This is a genomic window from Pseudomonas sp. LBUM1645 (genome assembly GCF_059716185.1).
Map to the genome: position 1 here is coordinate 1,928,266 of NZ_CP166811.1, position 23,003 is coordinate 1,951,268.

Below are 23,003 nucleotides of genomic sequence, written 5' to 3' on the forward strand. Positions count from 1 at the left end.
TTCTCATTCGCTAATTTTTCCGGTCTGCATTCGTTTTATAGGGACGACGTGCCTTTGTGCTTCCCGCCACTGATCCGGATGCTAAGAAATGAATGCTGAAGACTCCTTGAAACTTGCTCGCCGGTTTATCGGGTTGCCCCTGGAAAAGCGCCAGATGTTCCTTGCGGCCTTGCAAAAGGAAGGCGTTGATTTCGCCCGGTTTCCGATTCCTGCCGGCGTCGAAGCCGAAGATCGCCAGGCGTTGTCGTACGCCCAGCAGCGCATGTGGTTTCTCTGGCAGCTGGACCCGCAAAGCGGCGCCTACAACCTGCCGGGCGCGGTGCGTCTGACCGGGCGTTTGAACTTGTCAGCGCTGGAGCAAGCCTTTGCCAGCCTCGTCGCGCGCCACGAAACCCTGCGCACGGTGTTTCAGCGCCAGGCCGACGACACCTTGCTGCAAGTGCCGGCCAGCGCGCCGCTGGTCATCGATCAGGTGGATTTCAACGCATTACCGGCCATGGAGCGCGAAAGGGCCGTCGCCCAAGTGGCCGAGCAGCAATCCGTACTGCCGTTTGATCTGGCAACCGGCCCATTGTTGCGCGTCACCTTGCTCAAACTCACCGAGCAGGAACACGTCCTGCTGCTGACCTTGCACCATATCGTTTCCGACGGCTGGTCGATGAACGTGTTGATCGACGAGTTCATCCGCTGCTACGACGCTTTTGAGGCGGGCGCACAACCGCAATTAGCGCCGTTGCCGATCCAGTACAGCGACTACGCGTTGTGGCAGCGTCGCTGGCTGGAGGCCGGCGAACAGGCGCGTCAACTCGACTACTGGCAGGCGCAACTGGGCGACGAGCACCCGGTGCTGGAACTGCCCACCGATCATCCGCGCCCGGCGATGCCGAGCTATCGCGGCACCCGTTACGAGTTCGCCGTCGACGGTCAATTGGCCGAGCAGCTGCGGGCCACGGCGCAGAAGCACAACATCACCCTGTTCATGCTGTTGCTCGGCGCCTTCAACGCGCTGCTGCACCGTTACACCGGGCAGACCGACATCCGCGTCGGCGTGCCGATTGCCAACCGCAACCGCGCCGAGATCGAAGGCCTGATCGGCTTCTTCGTCAACACCCAGGTGCTGCGGACCCAGCTCGACGGCCAGACCCGCGTCGACGATTTGCTGCGTGCCATCAAGGAAACCGCCCTCGGCGCCCAGGCCCATCAGGACTTGCCGTTCGAGCGCCTGGTCGAGGCGCTGAAACTGGAGCGCAGCCTCAGCCATACGCCGCTGTTCCAGGTGATGTACAACCACCAGCCGCAAGTCGCGGACATTTCCACGGTCAGCACCGCGTCCGGTCTGGCGCTGGGCGTGATCGAGTGGGAAGGGCGCACCACCCAGTTCGACCTGACCCTCGATACCTATGAAAAGGGCGGCAAGCTGCACGCCGCGCTGACCTACGCCAACGACCTGTTCGACGCCACGACCATCGCGCGCATGGCGCAGCACTGGACGCATTTGTTGCAGGGCATGGTCAGTGATTCGCAGCAGCGCATCAGTGATTTGCCGCTGCTGGAGAACGCCGAATATCAGCGGATCGTGCATGACTGGAACCGTGCTGACGAAAGCTTCGCGCAGGATCTGTGCATTCATGAGCTGATCAGCCAGCAAGTCGCCGCGAACCCGACGGCATTGGCGGTGACCTTTGCCACGAAGCAGCTGACTTACGTCGAGCTCGACAATCAGGCCAATCGTCTGGCTAACAAGCTGATCGAACTGGGTGTTGGCCCGGAAATCCGCGTTGGCGTGGCGATGCAACGTTCCGACAACCTGCTGGTGGCGTTGCTCGCGGTACTCAAGGCCGGTGGCGCGTACGTGCCGCTGGACCCGGATTACCCGGCCGAACGCGTTGCCTACATGCTTGAAGACAGCCGCGCTTTGGTGCTGCTGACCGAGCAAGCTGTCGCCGCAACTTTGATCGTCACCGCCGACACCCAAGTGTTGCTGATGGACGATACGGAGTGGGTCGCTTACCCAAGTAGCGCGCCGATGACTCGCGTCACGCCGGACAACCTCGCCTACGTGATCTACACCTCCGGTTCCACCGGCAAACCCAAAGGCGTGGCCATCGCCCATCGCAATGTGCTCGCGCTGATTGACTGGTCGAAATCGGTCTACAGCCGTGAAGACATTCAAGGCGTGCTGGCCTCGACGTCGGTCTGCTTCGACCTGTCGGTGTGGGAACTGTTTGTCACCCTGGCCAACGGCGGCTCGGTGATCATCGCCCGCAATGCCCTGGAATTGCCGCAACTGCCGGCCCGTGATCAGGTGCGCCTGATCAACACCGTGCCGTCGGCGATCAATGCGTTGCAGCGCGACGGGCAGATCCCGCCGAGCGTGCGCATCATCAACCTCGCCGGCGAGCCGTTGAAGCAGAGCCTGGTGGACGCGTTGTATCAGCAGTCGACGGTCGAGCATGTCTACGATTTGTACGGCCCGTCCGAAGACACCACCTATTCGACCTGGACCCGTCGCGAGGCCGGTGGCCGCGCGAACATCGGCCGGCCGCTGAAACACACCGCCAGCTATTTGCTCGATGCTGACCTGCAACCGGTGCCGCAAGGCGTGTCCGCCGAGCTGTTCCTGTCAGGCGCGGGCATCACCCGCGGTTACCTGGCGCGTCCGGGCATGACCGCCGAAAAATACGTGCCGAACCCGTTCGCCAGCAACGGCGAACGCCTGTACCGCACCGGCGACCTGACCCGTTATCAGGCTGACGGCGCGTTGCAATACGTCGGTCGCATCGACCATCAGGTCAAGGTCCGGGGCTTCCGTATCGAACTCGGTGAAATCGAAGCGCGGCTGTTGCAGCAGGACGCGGTACGCGAGCTGGCGGTGTTGGCGCAGGACGGCGTCAACGGTCAGCAACTGGTCGCGTACATCGTGCCAACCGATCCTTCGCTACTGGACGACATCGACGCTCAAACGACCCAGCGTGAAACCTTGAAAGCTGCACTGCGTCAGCATCTGCCGGACTACATGGTCCCGGCGTTCCTGCTGTTCCTCGAACACCTGCCACTGACCCCCAACGGCAAACTCGACCGTAAGGCCTTGCCGGCGATTGACGGCTCGCAGCAACAACGCGAACACGTCGCGCCGCGCACTGCGATGGAAAAATCCCTCGCTGCGATCTGGCAGGACGTGTTGGCGATCGAAAATGTGGGTCTTGAAGACAACTTCTTCGAGCTGGGCGGCGACTCCATCGTTTCCATGCAGGTGGTCAGCCGCGCCCGTCAGTCCGGGATCGTGTTGAGTCCGAAAGACCTGTTCCAGCATCAGACCATTCGCAGCCTGGCCCAGGCAGCCCGCAGCGGTGAACAGCCGCTGATCGAACAAGGCCCGGCGGTGGGCGTGGTGGCGTTGGCGCCGGTGCAACAGTGGTTCTTCGAGCAAGCCATTCCTGAGCGTCAGCACTGGAACCAGTCGCTGCTGCTGGTGCCGCGCGAGGCGTTGAACGGTGCTGCGCTTGATCGCGCTTTAGAACAATTGCTGACCCATCACGACGGCTTGCGCCTGCGATACGAACAGACCGAAAACGGCTGGCAGCAGGCTTATGCCGCGCCGACCACTGAATCAGTTTTGTGGCAGCGTCAGGCGCAATCGCTCGAAGAACTCAACGCCTTGTGCGACGAAGCCCAACGCAGCCTCGACTTGCAGAAAGGCCCATTGATGCGGGCGCTTCTGGTCGCGATGGCCGACGGCTCTCAGCGTTTGCTGCTGGTCATTCACCACTTGGCGGTGGACGGTGTTTCCTGGCGTGTGCTGCTGGAAGATCTTCAACAGTTCTACAGCGACAGCACCGTTAAGATGGCGAAAACCAGCACCTATCAACGCTGGGTCGCCCGCCTGCAAGATCATCTTCCAGCCTTTGAAAACAGCCTCGGTCACTGGCAGACCCAACTGAAAAACGCGCCAAACGATCTGCCATGCGACCACCCAACCGGCGCGCTGGAAAACCGCTTCGAACAGAAACTCGAACTCAAACTCGACGCCGAGCAAACCCGCAAACTACTGCAACAGGCCCCGGCGGCCTATCGCACCCAGGTCAACGACCTGCTGCTGACCGCCCTGGCGCGTGCGGTTTGCCGCTGGAGCGGGCAGGGCAGCGCGCTGATCCAGCTCGAAGGCCATGGCCGCGAAGATCTGTTTGATGACATCGACCTGACCCGCACCGTCGGTTGGTTCACCAGCCTGTTCCCGGTCAATCTGATGCCGTCCAGCGATCTAGGCGCGTCGATCAAATCCATCAAAGAACAACTGCGCGCCGTGCCGGACAAAGGCCTCGGCTATGGAGCGCTGCGCTACCTCGGCACACCAACGATTCGCGCCGAACTGGCGGCGTTGCCGCAACCGCGCATCACCTTCAACTATCTGGGGCAGTTCGACCGTCAGTTCGACGATGCCGCGATGTTCGTGCCGTCCACCGAAGGCAACGGCATCGCACAAGATCCATCGGCACCGCTGGGCAATTGGCTGACGGTTGAAGGCCAGGTCTACGGCGGTGAGTTGTCGCTGAGCTGGGGCTTCAGCCGTGAGATGTTCGACACCGCGACCATCCAGCGTTTGGCCGACGATTACGCGCTGGAACTCAACGCGTTGATCGATCACTGCTGTGCCGTTGAAGCGCCACAAGCCACACCGTCGGACTTCCCGTTGGCGCGCATCAGTCAGGCGCAACTCGATGCACTGCCGGTAGCTGTTTCGACCCTCGAAGACCTTTATCCGCTGTCACCAATGCAGCAGGGCATGCTGTTCCACACCCTGTACGAACCCGAAGTTGGCGCCTACATCAGTCAGTTGCGCCTGGACATTCAAGGACTCGATCCGCAGCGATTCGCTCAGGCCTGGCAAACCGCGCTGGAGCGTCACGACATCCTGCGCAGCAGTTTCCACTGGCAAGGCCTCGACACCGCGCACCAGGCGATTGTCCGCCAGGTCGCGTTGCCGCTTGAAGTGCTTGAAGCGACCGACACCGATGCGCTGGCCGACGCCGAGCGCGCCCAGGGTTTTGCACTGGGCACCGCGCCGCTGTTCCGATTGAAACTGGTCCGCACAGGCGCCAATGACTGGCACCTGATCTACACCAGCCACCACATTTTGATGGACGGCTGGAGCAACGCACAGTTGCTGGCCGAAGTGATCCAGCACTACGCCGCCGGGCAATCGCTGCCGGCACCGACCGGGCAATACCGCGATTATCTGGGCTGGTTACAGCAGCAATCGGCCACCGCGGGCGAGCAGTTCTGGAAAGCGGCATTGGCACCGCTCGAAGCGCCGACGTTGCTGGCCGAAGCCTTGCGCCCGCCGGTGGGTGCCGAAGGCAGCGAAGAATACCGCGTCGCCCTCGACAGCCGCGCGACCCAGCGTCTGGCCGAGTTCGCCCGTCAGCAGAAAGTCACCCTCAACACCTTGCTGCAAGCGGCGTGGAGTCTGTTGCTGCAGCGCTACACCGGTCAGGATTGCGTGGTGTTCGGTGCCACCGTGGCCGGGCGTTCTGCTCCGCTGCCGGGGATCGAAGAGCAGCTCGGCTTGTTCATCAACACGCTGCCGCTGGTGTGCGCGATGAAGCCGGATCAAACCGTCAGCCAATGGCTGGGCGAGTTGCAAGGGCTGAACCTGGCCATGCGCGAGTTCGAGCACGTGCCGCTTTACGACATTCAGGGCTGGGCGGGGCAGCAGGGTTCGGCGCTGTTCGACAGCCTGCTGGTGTTCGAAAACTTCCCGGTGGCCGAGGCGCTGAAACAGGGCGCGCCGGCCGGATTGTCGTTCGGCAACTTGCACAACCACGAGCGCACGCACTATCCGCTGACCTTGGGCATCGAACTGGGCGAAGGCCTGAGCCTGGACTTCAGCTACGACGCGGCGCGGTTCAGTGCGGCGCAGGTTGCTGAGTTGTCGGCCAATCTGCAGCATCTGCTGACGCAACTGGTGGCGCTTCCGGACGCGGCATTGGGCACGCTGGAGTTACTCGATGAGGCCGGAAAAAATGCTGTGCTCGCAGTCAGCCAACCGGCGGCAGTTGAGTTATCCACAGCACTTTTGGCGCACGAACAAATCGCGGCTCAGGCCGCCGCTACCCCAGACGCGATGGCGTTGCAGGTCGACGGTCAGTCCCTGAGCTACGGCCAATTTAACGCGCAGGCCAACCGTCTGGCCCATCGTCTGATTGAAAACGGTGCCGGCCCCAGCAAGCGCGTCGGTCTTGCGCTGAACCGTGGCCCGCAACTGATCGTCAGCCTGCTGGCGGTACTCAAAACCGGCGCGGCTTATGTGCCTTTGGACCCGAAATACCCGGCTGAACGCCTGGCCTACATGATCGACGACAGCCGCCTCGACGTGCTGCTGTGCGAGTCCGGTCTGCTGGAAAATGTGCCGGGCGTGCTACGTCTCAGCCTCGAAGACAACGCCGACTACTCCGACAGCGACCCGCAAAACCACGCGCTCGCCGACGACCTGGCCTACATCATCTACACCTCCGGTTCCACCGGCCAGCCCAAAGGCGTGGCCATCGCCCATGCCGCGCTGCGCGAGTTCTGCCAGACCGCCGCCTACTATTCGCGGCTGTCGGCGTCGGACCGCGTGTTGCAGTTCGCGACCTTCAGTTTCGACGGCTTTGTCGAACAGTGCTTCCCGGCGTTGTGCGTTGGCGCGGCGTTGATCATGCGCGGCGACGATGTGTGGGATGCCGGCCGCCTTGCCGCCGAAATCGTCCAGCAGGGCGTAACCGTCGCGGACTTGCCGGCGGCTTACTGGTATTTACTGGCCCGTGAATGCGCGAGTGGTGTGGTGCGCAATCTCGGTGAGTTGCGCCAGGTTCACGTCGGCGGCGAAGCCATGTCGGTCGAAGGTCTGCGTTTGTGGCATCAGGCTGGTTTGAGCCATGTACGTTTGCTCAACACCTACGGCCCGACCGAGGCGACCGTGGTGTCCAGTGTTCATGAATGCCATCTCGAGGATGCCAGCGACGCGTTTGGTATCCCGATTGGTCGAGCCATCGCCGGTCGCGCGCTGTATGTACTGGACGCGGCCGGTCAATTGCTGCCCAACGGTGGCGTCGGTGAACTGTGCATCGGTGCCCCGGTCAGCCTCGCTCAAAGCTACTTCGACCGCCCGGCGCTGACCGCCGAACGCTTCCTTCCGGACCCTTTCGCCCGTGAGCCGGGCGCGCGGCTGTACCGCAGCGGCGATCTGGCGCGCTACAACGCTGAAGGGAATCTGGAATACGTCGGCCGCATCGATCATCAAGTGAAGATTCGCGGTTTCCGTATTGAAATGGGCGAGATCGAAGCGTGCCTGCAAGCCCGTGAGGACGTGCGCGAAGCGGCGGTCATCGCTCAGGACGGCACGCAACTGGTGGCGTATGTCGTGGCCAACGGCACGGTGGTTTCAGAGACGGAATATCTGGACGGCCTCAAAGCCGTTCTGCGTCAGTCGTTGCCGGAATACATGGTGCCGAATCACCTGGTTCTGCTGCCGAAACTGCCGCTCAACAACAACGGCAAACTCGACCGCAAAGCCCTGCCGCGCGCTGAAGCGGGCGATGCACAACGCGAATTCGTGACCCCGGCTGAAGGGCTGGAAACGCAACTCGCGCTGATCTGGCAGGAAGTGTTGCAGGTCGAACGCGTGGGTCGTGACGACAACTTCTTCGAGCTGGGCGGGCACTCGTTGCTGGTGCTTCAGGTGATCTCTCGGGTGCGTCAGCAGTTGCAACTCGAACTGTCCGTCAGCAGCCTGTTCTCCGCGACGAATCTGGCGGAATTTGCCGAGCGTGCCGCACTGGCGAACGCCAGCGACCAGCCGGTGCTGCAACGTGCAACGGTCGATCAGCCACAAACTCTGTCGTACGCCCAACAGCGCCAATGGATTCTCTGGCAGCTGGACCCACAAAGCTCGGCCTACAACATTCCCGCCGCACTGCGCCTCAAGGGCTCGCTGAACCGCGAAGCCCTGTGCGAAGCCTTCACTCAATTGCAGGCCCGTCACCAAACCCTGCGCACAACCTTTGAGCAGGACGGCCAGCAAGCGCGTCCGGTGCTGCACGACAATCTGGCGCTGCAACTGGATGAGCGCACGGTCGATCAGTCGTCGATCGACAAGGCCGTAGACGAAGAAATCGCCCGTCCGTTCGACCTGCGCAACGGCCCGCTGTGGCGCGTGTTGCTGCTGCAAGTGAACACCGACGAACACGTGCTGGTGCTCACCGTGCACCACATCGCCGCCGATGGCTGGTCGATGCAGGTCATGGTCGATGAATTCAGCGCGCTGTATCAGGCGGCCGTCGAAGGCAAGGCCGCGAACCTGAATAGCCTGCCGGTGAACTACAGCGACTACGCCCGTTGGCAGCGTGACTGGCTGGAAGCCGGGGAGGGCGCACGCCAACTGACGTGGTGGCGCGAGCAACTGGATGGCAGCGAGGCACCGCTGGAATTGCCGAGTGAACTGACCCGTCCGGCCCGTCGCACCGAGCGCGGCGCCAGCCTGGTGCTGAACGTTGATGGCGAGTTGCTGGCCGGTTTGCGTCAACGTGCCCAGGAACAACAAGTGACGCTGTTCATGCTGTTGCTGGCGAGTTTCCAGACCTTGCTGCATCGCCAGAGCGGACAGTCGAGCATCAGCGTCGGCGTACCGAGTGCCGGTCGTTCGCGCCTGGAAACCGAAGGCCTGATCGGCTTCTTCATCAACACCCAAGTGCTGCGTGCCGAGATCGACGGGCAGCAGTCCTTCAGCACTTTGCTGCAACAGGTCAAGCGCGTGGCATTGGGCGCTCAGGCCAATCAGGACTTGCCATTCGAGCAGTTGGTCGACGTCTTGCAGCCGGACCGCAGCCTCAATCACAGCCCATTGTTCCAGGTGCTTTACAACCACCAGCAGCAGTTGGGTGCGAGCGTCGAGCGCAGCGTTGCCGACTTGCAGGTTGAGCGCCTGCACTGGCAACAACTCACCACGCAATTCGATCTGGTGCTGGATACGCAGGAGCAGGGTGAAGCACTGGATGCCAGCCTGACTTACGCCACTGACCTGTACGACGAGGCGTCGATGAACCGCCTCGCCGAGCAGTGGCTGAACCTGCTGCGCGCAGTGGTCGCCGATCCGCAGCAGCGTGTCGCCGAGCTGCCGTTGCTGCAAGCGCCGCAATACGATGCGTTGATCCAGCACTGGAACCCGACGTTCCAGGTGCAACCACCATCGCCAACCTTGCACCACTTGTTCGAAGCCCAGGCTACCGAGCGGCCGAACGCAATCGCACTGGTCTACGAAGGCGAGCAACTGACCTACGCCGCGCTCAACGCCCAGGCCAACCGACTCGCGCGCAAATTGCGTGAACAGGGCGTCGGCCCAGAGGTGCGTGTAGGCATTGCCACCGAGCGGGCGATGCCGCTGGTGGTTGGGTTGCTGGCGATTCTCAAGGCCGGCGGCGCCTATGTGCCGCTCGACCCGCAATACCCGGCCGAGCGCCTGAGCTACATGATCGAAGACAGCGGCATCACATTGCTGCTGACCCAACAACACTTGATCGACGGTTTGCCGGCCCGCAACGGCGTGCAGGTTCTGAGCCTGGAGTCGTTGCAACTGGATGCCTTCAGCGACAACAACCTGCCAGCGCTGGCAACCCCGGACAACCTCGCCTACGTGATCTACACCTCCGGTTCCACTGGCCGGCCTAAAGGTGCATTGCTCAGCCATGGCAACGTCGGGCGTCTGCTGACCGCCACCGCTTCCGAGTTCAATTTCGGCCCGGACGATGTCTGGACCCTGTTCCATTCCTACGCCTTCGATTTCTCGGTGTGGGAGCTGTTTGGTTCGCTGTGCACCGGCGGGCGTCTGGTGATCGTGCCGTATTACATCAGCCGCGAGCCGCAAGAGTTCCATCGCTTGCTCTGTGATGAAGGCGTGACGGTGCTGAACCAGACCCCGACTGCGTTCCGCCAGTTGTTACCGATTGCCTGCGCCAGCCCACGAAACATGGCCCTGCGTCAGGTGATCTTCGGCGGCGAAGCGCTGGAAGTCGCGAGCCTGCGTCCATGGTTCGAGCGCTTCGGCGACCAACCGCCAACCCTGGTCAACATGTACGGCATCACCGAAACCACGGTGCACGTGACCTACCGCGCCATCCGCCTCTCCGACCTCGACGGCAAGGCCCAAAGCCCGATTGGCCTGCCGATCCGCGACCTGCGCTGGTACCTGCTCGACAGCCAGTTGCAACCGGTGCCGGTGGGTGTGGCGGGCGAGTTGTACATCGCCGGCGCTGGTCTGGCGCGTGGTTATCACGGGCGTTTCGGCCTGACGGCCGAGCGTTTTGTGCCGAGTCCGTTCGATGCGTCGCAACGCCTTTATCGCAGCGGCGACCTGGCCCGCCAGCGTGCCGACGGCAGCATCGATTACCTCGGCCGGATCGACCAGCAAGTAAAGATCCGCGGCTTCCGCATCGAACTGGGTGAAATCGAAGCCGCACTGCTGGCTCAACCGGGCGTGCGCCAAGCGGTGTTGAGCGTGCATGCCGGCGACGGCTGCCCACAACTGTGCGCCTACGTGGTGGCCGAGCAAACCCCGCATGACCCGATTGCATGGCGCGACAACCTGCGCGCCGCGCTCAAGGTCGATCTGCCGGATTACATGGTGCCGAGCCACTGGCTGCTGCTGGACGCCTTGCCGCTGACCGGCAACGGCAAGCTCGACCGCAAGGCTCTGCCGGTGCCTGACGCTCAGGAATGGCAGCGCCCGTTCGAAGCCCCCGAAGGCGACCTCGAACGGCAACTGGCGGCCATTTGGGCCGACGTTTTGGGCGTGGCGCAGATCGGCCGACGCGACAACTTCTTTGAATTGGGCGGGCACTCGCTGCTCGCCGCCCAGGCCAGTGCCCGTGTGGAACTGGAGCTGGGCATCGAGCTGCCGCTGCGCGCGCTGTTCGAATCCACCGACCTTCAGGCTTATGCCGCCATGGCCGGGCAACATGCCCCGGCTGATAACGATGCACGTCTTGATGCGCTTGAGTCGCTTCTCGACGAGATGGAGATCAACTGATGGAACACACCACTGCCCAGCGTATCGCCACCCGCTTCGCCGGCCTGCCTGCCGACAAGCGCCGCGAGTTTCTGACACGCATGCAAGAGCAGGGCGTGAGTTTTGGCCAACTGCCGATTCCGCCTGCTGCCGAGCCGCAAACGACCTTCGAACTGTCGTACGCGCAGCAGCGCCAATGGTTCCTCTGGCAGCTTGATCCGCAAAGCTCGGCGTACAACATTCCCGCCGCGCTGCGCTTGCACGGGCCGCTGAATGTCGCGGCGTTGCAGCAGAGTTTCGACGTGCTGCTGGAGCGGCATCAGAGCCTGCGCAGCCGTTTCGTCGAAGACGACGGTCAGGTGGTGCAGACACTGGCCGGGTTCACTTCGCTGCCGATCGAACAGATCGATCTGCGCGATGAACCTCAGGAACAGCGTCTCGATCTGGCCATGAAAGCGGTCGAGCAGGAAATCGCCCGGCCGTTCGATCTGCAGCACGGTCCGCTGTTGCGGGTCAGCCTGTTGCAACTCGACGCCGAAGACCATGTGCTGTTGCTGACCCTGCACCACATCGTCACCGATGGTTGGTCGATGGGCGTGTTGGTGGAGGAGTTTTCCCGACTCTACGCCGCGCATTGCCAAGGCCAGAATGCAGCGCTGGAAGCGTTGCCGATTCAGTATTCCGATTACGCCCTGTGGCAACGCCGCTGGATGGAAGCGGGCGAGCTGGAGCGTCAACTCAACTGGTGGCGCGAAACACTGGGCAGCGAACAACCGCTGCTGGAATTGCCCACCGACCGTCCACGCCCGGCGCAACCGAGCCAGCGCGGTGCACGTCTGGATTTCGCCCTCGATGCGACCTTGGCCAGCGGCTTGATGAGCCTGGCCAAACAGCTCGGCGTCACACCGTTCATGCTGTTGCTGGCGAGTTTCCAGGCCTTGCTCTATCGCTACAGCGGTCAGTCCGACCTGCGCGTTGGCGTGCCGATTGCCAACCGTAATCGCGCGGAAACCCGTGGGCTGATCGGCTTCTTCGTCAATACCCAGGTGATGCGTGCTGAACTGGATGGACGTCTGCCATTCAGCCAATTGCTCGACCAGACCCGCGCTGCTTCGCTGGATGCTCAGGATTATCAGGACTTGCCGTTCGAGCGTCTGGTGCAGGCGTTGCAAGGTGAACGCAGCCTCAGCCACAGCCCGTTGTTCCAGGTGATGTTCAACCACCAGCAAGCCAAACCGGCGGCGGTCAGCGGTTTGCTCGCAGGGTTGCGCGTCGAGGCACTGAACGCGACGGCGCACACCACGCAATTCGACCTGCAACTGGACACGCAGGAAGAGGGCGACAAGCTGTTCGCCAGCCTGACGTATGCCACCGATTTGTTCGATGCTGAGCGCATCGAGCACCTCGCTCGGCACTGGCGCAACCTGTTGGCCGGCGTGCTGGCGAACCCGCAATGCCCGCTTGCCGAGTTGCCATTGCTGGATGCCGACGAGCGTCTGCGCATTCTTGATGACCTGAACGACACGGCTCAAACCTATCCGGGCGAAGTCTGCGTGCAGCGGCATTTTGAAGAACGCGTGGTTGAAAACGGTGAAGCAACGGCGCTGGTGTTCCAGGGGCAATCCTTGAGTTACGCCGAGCTGAACCTGCGCGCCAACCGTCTGGCCCATCACTTGCGCGCCCAAGGTGTCGGCCCGGAAGTGATCGTGGGGATTGCCTGCGACCGTTCGTTTGAAATGGTCGTCGGCCTGTTGGCCATTCTCAAGGCTGGCGGTGCGTATGTGCCGTTGGACCCGGAATATCCGCTCGATCGCTTGAGCTACATGATCGAAGACAGCGGCATTTCGCTGTTGCTGACCCAGGAACATTTGCTGGCGCAACTACCGACCCCGGACAACGTGCGCACCCTGTGCCTGCATGCCGAGGCCGATTGGTTGAGCGACTTGCCGGACACTGATCTGGCCAACCTGGCCGTCGCAGAAAACCTTGCTTACGTGATTTACACCTCCGGTTCCACCGGTAAACCCAAGGGCGCGGGCAACCGCCATGTGGCGTTGCATAACCGTCTGGAGTGGATGCAGCAAGCCTACAACCTGCTGCCGAGCGACCGCGTGCTGCAAAAAACGCCGTTCAGTTTCGACGTGTCGGTGTGGGAGTTTTTCTGGCCGCTGATGAAGGGCGCCACGTTGGTCATCGCCGCCCCCGGCGAACATCGTGATCCGCAACGTCTTGCTGCGTTGATCGTCGAACAGGCGATCACCACGCTGCACTTTGTGCCGTCGATGCTCTCGGCGTTTATCGGTGCCGACGAAGCGCTGGCCTGCACCTCGCTGCAACGGATCATTTGCAGTGGCGAAGCGCTGCCGATGGAACTGCAACGCCAAACTCTGCGTAGCCTGCCGCAAGCCAATCTCTACAACCTGTATGGCCCGACCGAAGCGGCCATCGACGTGACCCACTGGACCTGCGTCGAAGAGGGCCGCGACAGCGTGCCGATCGGTCGGCCGATCGCCAACCTGCGCACCTGCATTCTCGACAGCGAACTGCAACCGTTGCCGCTGGGCGCGGTGGGCGAGTTGTACCTGGGTGGTGTCGGTCTGGCTCGCGGTTATCACCGCCGTGGCGCGCTGACTGCCGAGCGTTTCGTGGTCGACCCGTTCGGCAGTGGCGAGCGCCTGTATCGCACCGGTGACCTGGCGCGCTATCGCACTGATGGCGCCATCGACTACTGCGGGCGCATCGACCACCAAGTGAAGATTCGCGGTTTGCGCATCGAACTGGGCGAAATCGAAGCGCGCCTGCAAGAACATGCCGATGTGCAGGAAGCCGTGGTGCTGGCCCTCGATGGCACGAGCGGCAAGCAACTGGTTGCGTACATCGTGCCGCAAGATCGAGCCTTGGTCAGCGCCGTAGCCGAGCAGCAAGGCGCGTGGCGTGAAACCCTGAAAAGCCATCTGCTGGCCAGCCTGCCGGATTACATGGTGCCGACGCAGACCGTGCTGATCGAACAAATGCCGCTGAGCCCCAACGGCAAACTCGACCGCAAACGCCTGCCGGCGCCGACCGCACAAGTCAGCCAACGCGCGTTCGAAGCGCCGCGCACCGAACACGAACAGGTGCTGGCGCAGATCTGGCAGGACGTGTTGGGCGTGGAGCAGGTCGGGCGTCAGGACAATTTCTTTGAACTGGGCGGCGACTCGATCATTTCGATTCAGGTGGTCAGCCGCGCCCGCCGTGCAGGCCTGAGCCTGCAACCCCGTGACCTGTTCCAGCAGCAGACGTTGCAAGCGCTGGCCGCTGTGGTTAAAGAACAAGCGGCACCGCTGGCGCAACAAGGGCCGGTGGACGGTGTGCAGAAACTCACACCGATCCAGCGCTGGTTCTTCGACGAACCGATCCCGCAACGCGCGCATTGGAACCAGGCAGTGCTGCTGGTGCCGCGCGAAACCCTCGAATTGCCGCGCCTGCAAGCCGCGTTGCAACGCCTGCTCAAGCAACACGATGCCCTGCGTTTGCGCTTCAGCCAAGTCACCACGACACCGCAATCCCTGTTGGCCCCCTGTGGGAGCGAGCTTGCTCGCGATAGCGGTGGGTCAGGCGACATCCATGTTGCCGATGCTGACCTCATCGCGAGCAAGCTCGCTCCCACAGAGTGGTCGGCGCGTTATGTCGGGGCCGACAGCGCCGATGTGATCGACATGCTCTGGACCGCCCGCGTGGCCAGCGATGCCTCGCTGGAATCGGTGTGCGACGAAGCCCAGCGCAGCCTCAGTCTGCAAGACGGTCCGTTGCTGCGTGTCGCGTTGATCGCGCAGGCTGATGGCTCGCAGCGGTTGCTGTTGGTTATCCACCACTTGGCGGTGGACGGTGTGTCGTGGCGGGTGTTGCTGGAAGATTTGCAGGCCGCTTACCAAGGGCAAGAGCTGCCACCGAAGACCAGCGCCTTCCAGACCTGGGCAGACAAACTCGACAACTATGCACGCTCTGAAACTGCTGCCGGCGAACTGAACTGGTGGCAGGCGCAACTGAGCGTCGCCAATGATTCGCTGCCGGCGGCCAACGCTCAAGCCAGTCAGGCCGGGTATCTGCGCCAAGGCGTCAGCATCGGCCTGGACCGCGAGCAAACCCGCCAGTTGCTGCAACAGGCGCCAGCGATCTACCGCACCCAAGTCAACGACCTGCTGCTGACCGCACTGGCCCGCACCCTAAGCCGCTGGACCGGCGACGCATCGGCGCTGATTCAGCTCGAAGGCCATGGCCGCGAAGAGCTGTTCGACGACATCGACCTGACCCGCACCGTCGGCTGGTTCTCCAGCCTGTTCCCGGTGCGCCTGACGCCGACCGCCGACCTCTCGGGTTCGATCAAGGCGATCAAGCAGCAACTGCGCGAAATCCCCGGCAAAGGCATGGGCTACGGCCTGTTGCGTTACATGGGCGATGCATCGACCCAAGCGGCGTTGGCCGCGTTGCCGCAAGCACGCGTGACGTTCAACTACCTCGGCCAGTTCGACCAGAGCTTTGCCGAAGACGCACTGTTCACCCCGGCCCGCGAATCCAGCGGTGCCGCGCAATCGGCGGACGCACCGTTGCCGAACTGGTTGTCGGTGGATGGTCAGGTCTATGGCGGTGAACTGAAACTCGACTGGACCTTCAGCCGCGAATGCTTCGACCTGCGCGAGATCGAAGCGCTGGCCGCGGACTTCCGCAGTGAGTTGCTGGCGCTGATCGCCCATTGCCTGAGCGACGGTGCGGGCGGCGTGACCCCGGCGGACTTCCCGTTGGCGCGTCTGACCCAGGCGCAACTTGATGGTTTGCCGGTACCACCAGCACAGATTGAAGACCTGTATCCGCTGTCGCCGATGCAGGCCGGTTTGTTGTTCCACAGCTTGTACGAGTCGGAGTCCGGCGCTTACGTGAACCAGCTCAGCGTCGAAGCCCGTGGCCTCGATGCCGATCGACTGGGCCGCGCCTGGCAAGCAGTGCTCGACACCCATCCGATCCTGCGCAGCAGTTTCCACTTCCCCGATGGTTTCGAAGCGCCGGTGCAGTTGGTGCATCGTCATTTGCAATTGCCGATGACCTGCCTCGATTGGCGCGATCGCAGCGATCAGGCCGAAGCGTTGGTTCAACTGATCGACAGCGAACGCCTGCAGCTCGATTCGACTCGCGCACCGTTGATGCGTTTGACCCTGGTGCGACTGGACGATGATCGTCAGCAACTGATCTACACCCACCATCACCTGTTGCTCGATGGTTGGAGTAACTCGCTGCTGTTGAGCGAAGTCCTGCAGCGTTATGCCGGGCAAGACGTACAGGCGCCGATTGGGCGTTTCGCCGATTACATTGGTTGGCTGCAACGTCAGGATGCCCACGCCGATGAGATCTTCTGGCGCGAGCAGCTGGCGACCCTCGACAACCCGACCTTGTTGGCGCAGAGCCTGGCCCATGGCGACAGTAAAAATCCGTCGACGACGGAATTTGCCGACTACCACCAAACCTTCGACGTTGCCACCAGCCAGCGTTTCAGCGAATTTGCCCGTCAGCAAAAAGTCACGCTCAACACTTTGGTCCAAGGTGCCTGGGCACTCTTGCTGCAACGCTACAGCGGCCAACGTAGCGTCGCGTTCGGCGCGACCGTAGCAGGGCGGCCGGTAGATTTGCCGGGTGCTGAAAGTCAGCTCGGCCTGTTCATCAACACCTTGCCGGTGATCAGCAGCCCGGACGCGGTTGAAAGCGTCGGCCAGTGGCTGACCCGCTTGCAGGCGCAGAACCTGGAATTGCGTGAGCATGAATTCACCGCGTTGGGTGACATTCAGCGCTGGGCCGGGCGTGCCGGTGAACCGCTGTTCGACAGCCTGCTGGTGTTCGAAAACTTCCCGGTGGCCGAAGCGCTGCAACAGGGCGCACCGGCCGGTTTGAGCTTCTCGATCCCGCAGAACCATGAACGCACCAACTTCCCGCTGACGCTGGCGGCCACTGCCGAAAGTCAGCTCAGCCTGAACTGGAGCTACCAGTGCGCCCACTTCAGCGGCGAGGCGATTGCCCGCATGAGCGAGCACCTGGCCGCGCTGTTGGCAGCGATGGTCGCCGCGCCACAGGCTGCATTGAGTGAACTGGACCTGCTGACCGCGCCGGAACGTGCGCAACAATTGGTCGAGTGGAATCCCGCATTCACCGCGACGGAAAACCCGCTCTGCGTGCATCAGTTAATCGAGGCTCAGGCTGTCATCCGCCCGGACGCCACGACGCTGATCTTCAACGACCTGGAGTTGAGCTTCGACCAACTCAACCGCCGCGCCAACCAATTGGCCCATCGTCTGCGCGCACTGGGCATCGGCCCGGAAGTGCGGGTCGGCCTCGCGATGCAGCGTTCGCCGGAGATGATCATTGGCCTGCTGGCGATCCTCAAGGCCGGCGGCGCCTACGTGCCGCTGGACCCGGCTTACCCGACGGAACGCCTGCGTTACCTGATGGAAGACAGCGGCATTTCGCTGATGATCAGCCAATCGTGGCTGCGGGAAAAACTGCCGTTGCCCGCAGGCCTGCCGGTGCTGGAAATCGACCGCGAGCCGCTGGACTCCATGGCGGAAACCAACCCGGTCAACCTGACCTGCGGTGAAAACCTCGCCTACCTGATTTACACCTCGGGCTCCACCGGACGGCCGAAAGGCGTCAGCGTGGCCCACGGTCCATTGGCCATGCATTGCCTGTCGATCGGTGAGCTGTACGGCATGACACCGGACGATCGCGAGTTGCAATTCGCTTCGATCAGCTTCGACGGCGCCCACGAACGCTGGCTGACGCCGCTGGTGTTCGGTTCGGCAGTCATGCCGCGCGACGACGAGTTGTGGAGCGTGGAGCGCACCTGCGCCGAGATCGAAAAGCATGGCATCACCATCGCCTGCTTTACCCCGACCTATCTGGGGCAGATCGCCGAATTCATGGGCGAAGCGGGGCGTGATCTGCCGATCCGGTCCTACACCCCGTGCGGTGAAGGGATGGCCAAGCACGCGTTCGATGAAGTCCAGCAAGTGCTGCAACCCAAGCGCCTGATCAACGGCTACGGCCCGACCGAAACGGTGATCACGCCGTTGATCTGGCTGGCGTATCCGGATACCGAATTCGACTCGGCGTTCATGCCGATTGGCCGGCCGGTCGGCAACCGCAGCGCCTATATCCTGGACGGGGGCTTGCAGCCGTTGCCGGTCGGTGTGGCGGGCGAGTTGTACCTGGGCGGCGAGGGCGTCGCCCGTGGTTACCATCAACGTCCGGACCTGACCGCTGAACGCTTTGTGCCGGATCCGTTCGTGCCGGGTGCGCGTTTGTATCGCAGTGGCGACCTCGCGCGGTTCCGTGCCGATGGCGTCGTTGAATACCTCGGTCGTATCGACCAGCAAGTGAAGATTCGCGGGTTCCGTATCGAGCTCGGCGAAATCGAAGCCTGCCTGCTGGAACACGAAGGCGTGCGTGAAGCGTTCGTGATCGATCGCGAAGGCCCGGTCAGCCGCCAGTTGGTCGGTTACGTGGTGCCGCGCGATCCGCTCACCGACGAGCACGATTTGCGTGAAGCGCTGACCCTGCACCTGCGCAGCCGTCTGCCGGCGCACATGCTGCCGGCGCACTTGATGTGCCTGGCCGCGTTGCCGCTGACGCCGAATGGCAAGCTCGACCGTCAGGGCCTGCCAGCGCCTGAAGCCACTCGGCAGAACCACGATCAAGTGGCCGCCGCGTCGCCGGCCGAAGCGTTGCTGGTGGAGATCTGGCAGGAACTGCTGGGGCTGGATTCGGTGGGCGTCACCGAGAACTTCTTCGAGCTGGGCGGTGACTCGATCATCTCACTGCAAGCGGTGAGCCGTGCCGGGCAGCGCGGGCTGGTGTTCAGTCCGAAGCAACTGTTCGAGCAGCAGACCATTCGGGCACTCGCAGCGGTGGCGACCAGTCGTGAAGCGGCGTTGGTTGAAGCGCCGAAAGTCCCTGCTTTTGCGCTGGTGCCGCACATCGACATCGCCGTCCGTGAAGGGCTGCAAGACTTGTATCCGCTGTCGCCGATGCAGCAAGGCATGCTGTTCCATTGCCTCGATTCACCGGAGCTGAACCCCTACGTCAACCAGTTGAGCGTGGCGGTCGATGGTTTGCAGGTGCCGCGTTTCCGCGCCGCTTGGCAGACGCTGGTGGAACGTCATGAAGTGCTGCGCGCAGCGTTCCGCTGGCGTGATGGTCTGGCCGATCCGCTGCAAGCGGTGTTCGCCGATGTCGAGCTGCCGATCGAAGAACTCGACTGGCGTGACCGCACCGACACCGAACAAGCGCTGAACGAACTGGCGGCTGCGGAACAGGCCAAGGGCTTCGACCTGAGCTGCCCGCCGTTGATGCGCTTCATCCTGGTTCGCCTGGGCGATGACCGTTACCAGATGATCTGGATTTACCATCACCTGTTGCTGGACGGCTGGAGTGCTTCGCGCCTGTTGGGCGACATGTTGCGCCTGTACCACAACGACAGCCTGCCGACCCTGACCGGTCGTTACGCCGACTACATCGCCTGGCTGCAACGTCAGGACGGCGCGCAGGCCGAAGGCTTCTGGCGCGAACGCCTGGCGTTGCTCGAAGAGCCGACCATTCTGGCCAAGGCTTCGGGTGCCACAGGTTCCGGCCACGGCGTGATGTACAGCAACCTCGACGCCGAGGCGACGCGCAAACTGCACACCTTCGCCAAGCGTCAACGCGTGACGCTGAACACGCTGGTGCAAGGTGCCTGGCTGTTGTTGCTGCAACGTCACAGCGGCCAGCGCAGCGTCGCGTTCGGCGCCACGGTGGCGGGGCGTCCGACCGGGCTTGCCGGTGCGCAGGACATGCTTGGCCTGTTCATCAACACCTTGCCGGTGATCCAAACCCTCGATCCGCAACAGCCGTTGGGCGAGTGGTTGCGCGATTTGCAGGATTACAACCTGATGGTCCGCGACTACGAGCACACGCCGTTGTCGGACATCCAGCGCTGGGCCGGGCAGGGTGGCCAGGGCTTGTTCGACAGCATCATCGTGTTCGAAAACCATCCGGTGGACCGCGCCTTGAAAGGGGGCGAGGAAGGTGAATTGCGCTTTGCCGAAGTCGGCAGTGGCGGGGTGACCAACTTCCCGATGGACTTGATGGTCAGCGCCAACGAAGAAGGTCTGGAGGTCGAATACCTGTTCCTGCGTGATCGCTTCAGTGACGTGGAAGTTGAGCGGATTCGTGCGCAGCTCGAAGGTTTTTTGCGTGCGTTGCCGGAGGATGCCTTCTGCCTGCTCGGCAACATTGGTTTGCCTGAAGCACTGATCAGCCTGCCGCAAGTTTCTGAAGACAACGCCGATTTGCTGCACGCGTTCAATCAGCATGTGCGGACTCAGCCGCAGAAAGTCGCCTTGATCTGCGAGGATCGGGAAGTCAGTTATGCACAGCTTGAGGCACAGGCAAATGGGCTGGCGCAGCAACTGATCGGTCGCGGCATTGGGCCTGAAACACTGGTGGCGGTGGCGCTGCCGCGTTCCGAACGCACCATCGTCGCGTTCCTTGCGGTGCTCAAGGCGGGGGCGGCTTATCTGCCTTTGGACCTCGCGTACCCGGCCGAGCGACTGGCTTACATGCTCAACGATTCGGCGGCCAGTCTGTTGCTTTGCGACAGTGATCTGGGCGAACGGCTGACCCTGGCCGACAGCCCGCCACGTCTGTTGCTGGATCAACTGGCCGTTGCTGGCAGCACCGAGTGCCCGGTTTCCCAGCCGCTGCCGGGGCACCTCGCGTACCTGATTTACACCTCCGGTTCCACTGGCCAACCGAAAGGTGTGGCCGTGGCGCGCGGACCGATTGCCCGGCATTGCCGCGGCATCATCGAGCTCTACGAACTGGCACCGCGCAGCCGCGAGTTGCACTTCATGTCGTTCGCTTTCGACGGCGCTCAGGAGCGTTGGCTGAGCGTGCTGTTGGCCGGCGGCAGTCTGGTGATCCGCGATGACAGTTTGTGGACCCCGGAGCAAACCCTGGAAGTGTTGGATCGTCACGCCGTCACCGTGGCCTGCTTCCCGCCGGCGTACCTGCAACAGATGGCCGAGGTGGCTGAACGTCTGGGTAATCCACCGGCGGTCGAGGTGTATTGCTTTGGCGGTGATGCGGTGCCGGAGGCCAGTTTCGAGCAGGTCAAACGGGCTCTGCGTCCGCAGCGTCTGGTCAACGGTTACGGTCCGACCGAAACCGTGGTCACGCCGCTGTTGTGGCGCGCCGAGATCAGCGAAACCTGCGACGCGGCGTATGCGCCGATTGGTCGTGGTGTGGCCGGGCGTGGCTTGTATGTGCTGGATGCCGACCTAAATCCGTTGCCGGTCGGTGTCAGCGGCGAGTTGTACCTGGGCGGCGAATGCCTGGCGCGCGGTTACCACCAGCGTCCCGGCATGAGCGCTGAACGCTTTATCCCCGATCCGTTCGAGGCCGGTGGCCGCATGTACCGTACTGGCGACCTGGTGCGCCAGCGTGAATGCGGGTTGATCGACTATCTGGGGCGTCTCGACCAGCAAGTGAAGATCCGTGGTTTCCGTATCGAACTGGGCGAAATCGAAGCCCGCCTGCGTGATTGCACCGGGGTGCAGGATGCCGCTGTGGTGGTGCACGACACGCCGACCGGCAAGCAATTGGTGGGTTATGTGGTGGCGGCCGGTGCTGTTGGGCTGGATCGTCGCTTGAAGTCTGAGCTGCAAGCGCAACTGCCGGACTACATGGTGCCGGCGCGCATTCTGGTGCTGGAGCGCTTCCCTCTGTCGGCCAACGGCAAGCTTGATCGTCGCGCATTGCCTACGCCTGAATGGGCGCTCGGCGGTTATCGCGCGCCGCGCAACGATCTGGAAACGGCGCTGACGGCGATCTGGCAAGAGGTGCTCGGCGTGCCGCAAGTGGGCATCGATGACAACTTCTTCGAACTCGGTGGCGACTCGTTGCAGGTACTCAAAGTCATCTCGCGGGTGCGTAGTCAGCCGCAACTGGGCTTCGAATTGAAACTGCGCGATCTGATGCAGAAACCCTGCATCGCCGAACTCAGCGGCTATCAGGCTGCCGAACCGGCATCTGCGCCGGATCCGTTGCTGGCGCTGAATGCGCGGATCCCGAACGTGCCGGCGCTGTTCTGCCTGCACGCCGGTTTCGGCACGGTATTCGACTACGAACCGCTGGCCCGTCGACTGGAAGGCCGGCGCACGGTGTACGGCGTGCAATGCCGGATGCTGCTTGACCCGCATTGGCAGGATGAGTCGCTGTTGGCGATGGCTCAAGCCTATGCGCAACGGATTCGCAGTCAGCAGGCCAAGGGGCCGTATTACTTGCTGGGTTGGTCATTGGGCGGAGCGTTGACGCAACTGGTTGCTCACGAACTGGAAAGCCAGGGTGAGACGGTCGCGTTTGCCGGGCTGGTCGACAGTTACGTGGCGGGCACCGCAGAAGCGGGGGACTGGCGCGAGGATCTGGGCGACTTCCTGAAATTTGTGCTCGGTCTGCCGGCTGATGAGGCTCAGGCGCTGATCGCGCTGAAAGCCGCTGACTTGAGTGAGCGTGAGGGTTCCACGGTGGTGATCGAGGCAGCCATGCACGGTTCCAATGAGCAAGCGGCGTTGGGCGCGGGGGAACTCACGCAGATCTTCTCTACCGGCTCACGCCTCAAGCAACTGGCGCTGGCGCATCGGCAACTGCCGGCGATTCAGGTCACGGCGAATCGCTGGTGGGTGGCCGAGCGCGACGACGAACGTCGGGTGTTCGAGGCCCAGGTCGGTAGCCACGGCGTTGATCGCTTGTTGGCGGGTGGGCATTACGAGCTGCTGCGCGGTGATGAGTTGCTCGATGAGCTTGAAGAGCTGTTGGAGCGCAGTTTGGCAACCGCTTAAACGGGAGCGCCACGGTCCCCTGTAGGAGCTGTCGAGTGAAACGAGGCTGCGATCTTTTTAAGATC

The 23,003-nt window shown here is 62.7% G+C and carries 1 pseudogene; it reads left to right on the plus strand.

The window, feature by feature from the left end:
* Window positions 1-88 precede the first annotated feature (88 nt).
* Window positions 89-22,938: pseudogene (locus tag ACA079_RS08575) on the plus strand (non-ribosomal peptide synthase/polyketide synthase).
* Window positions 22,939-23,003: the final 65 nt, after the last annotated feature.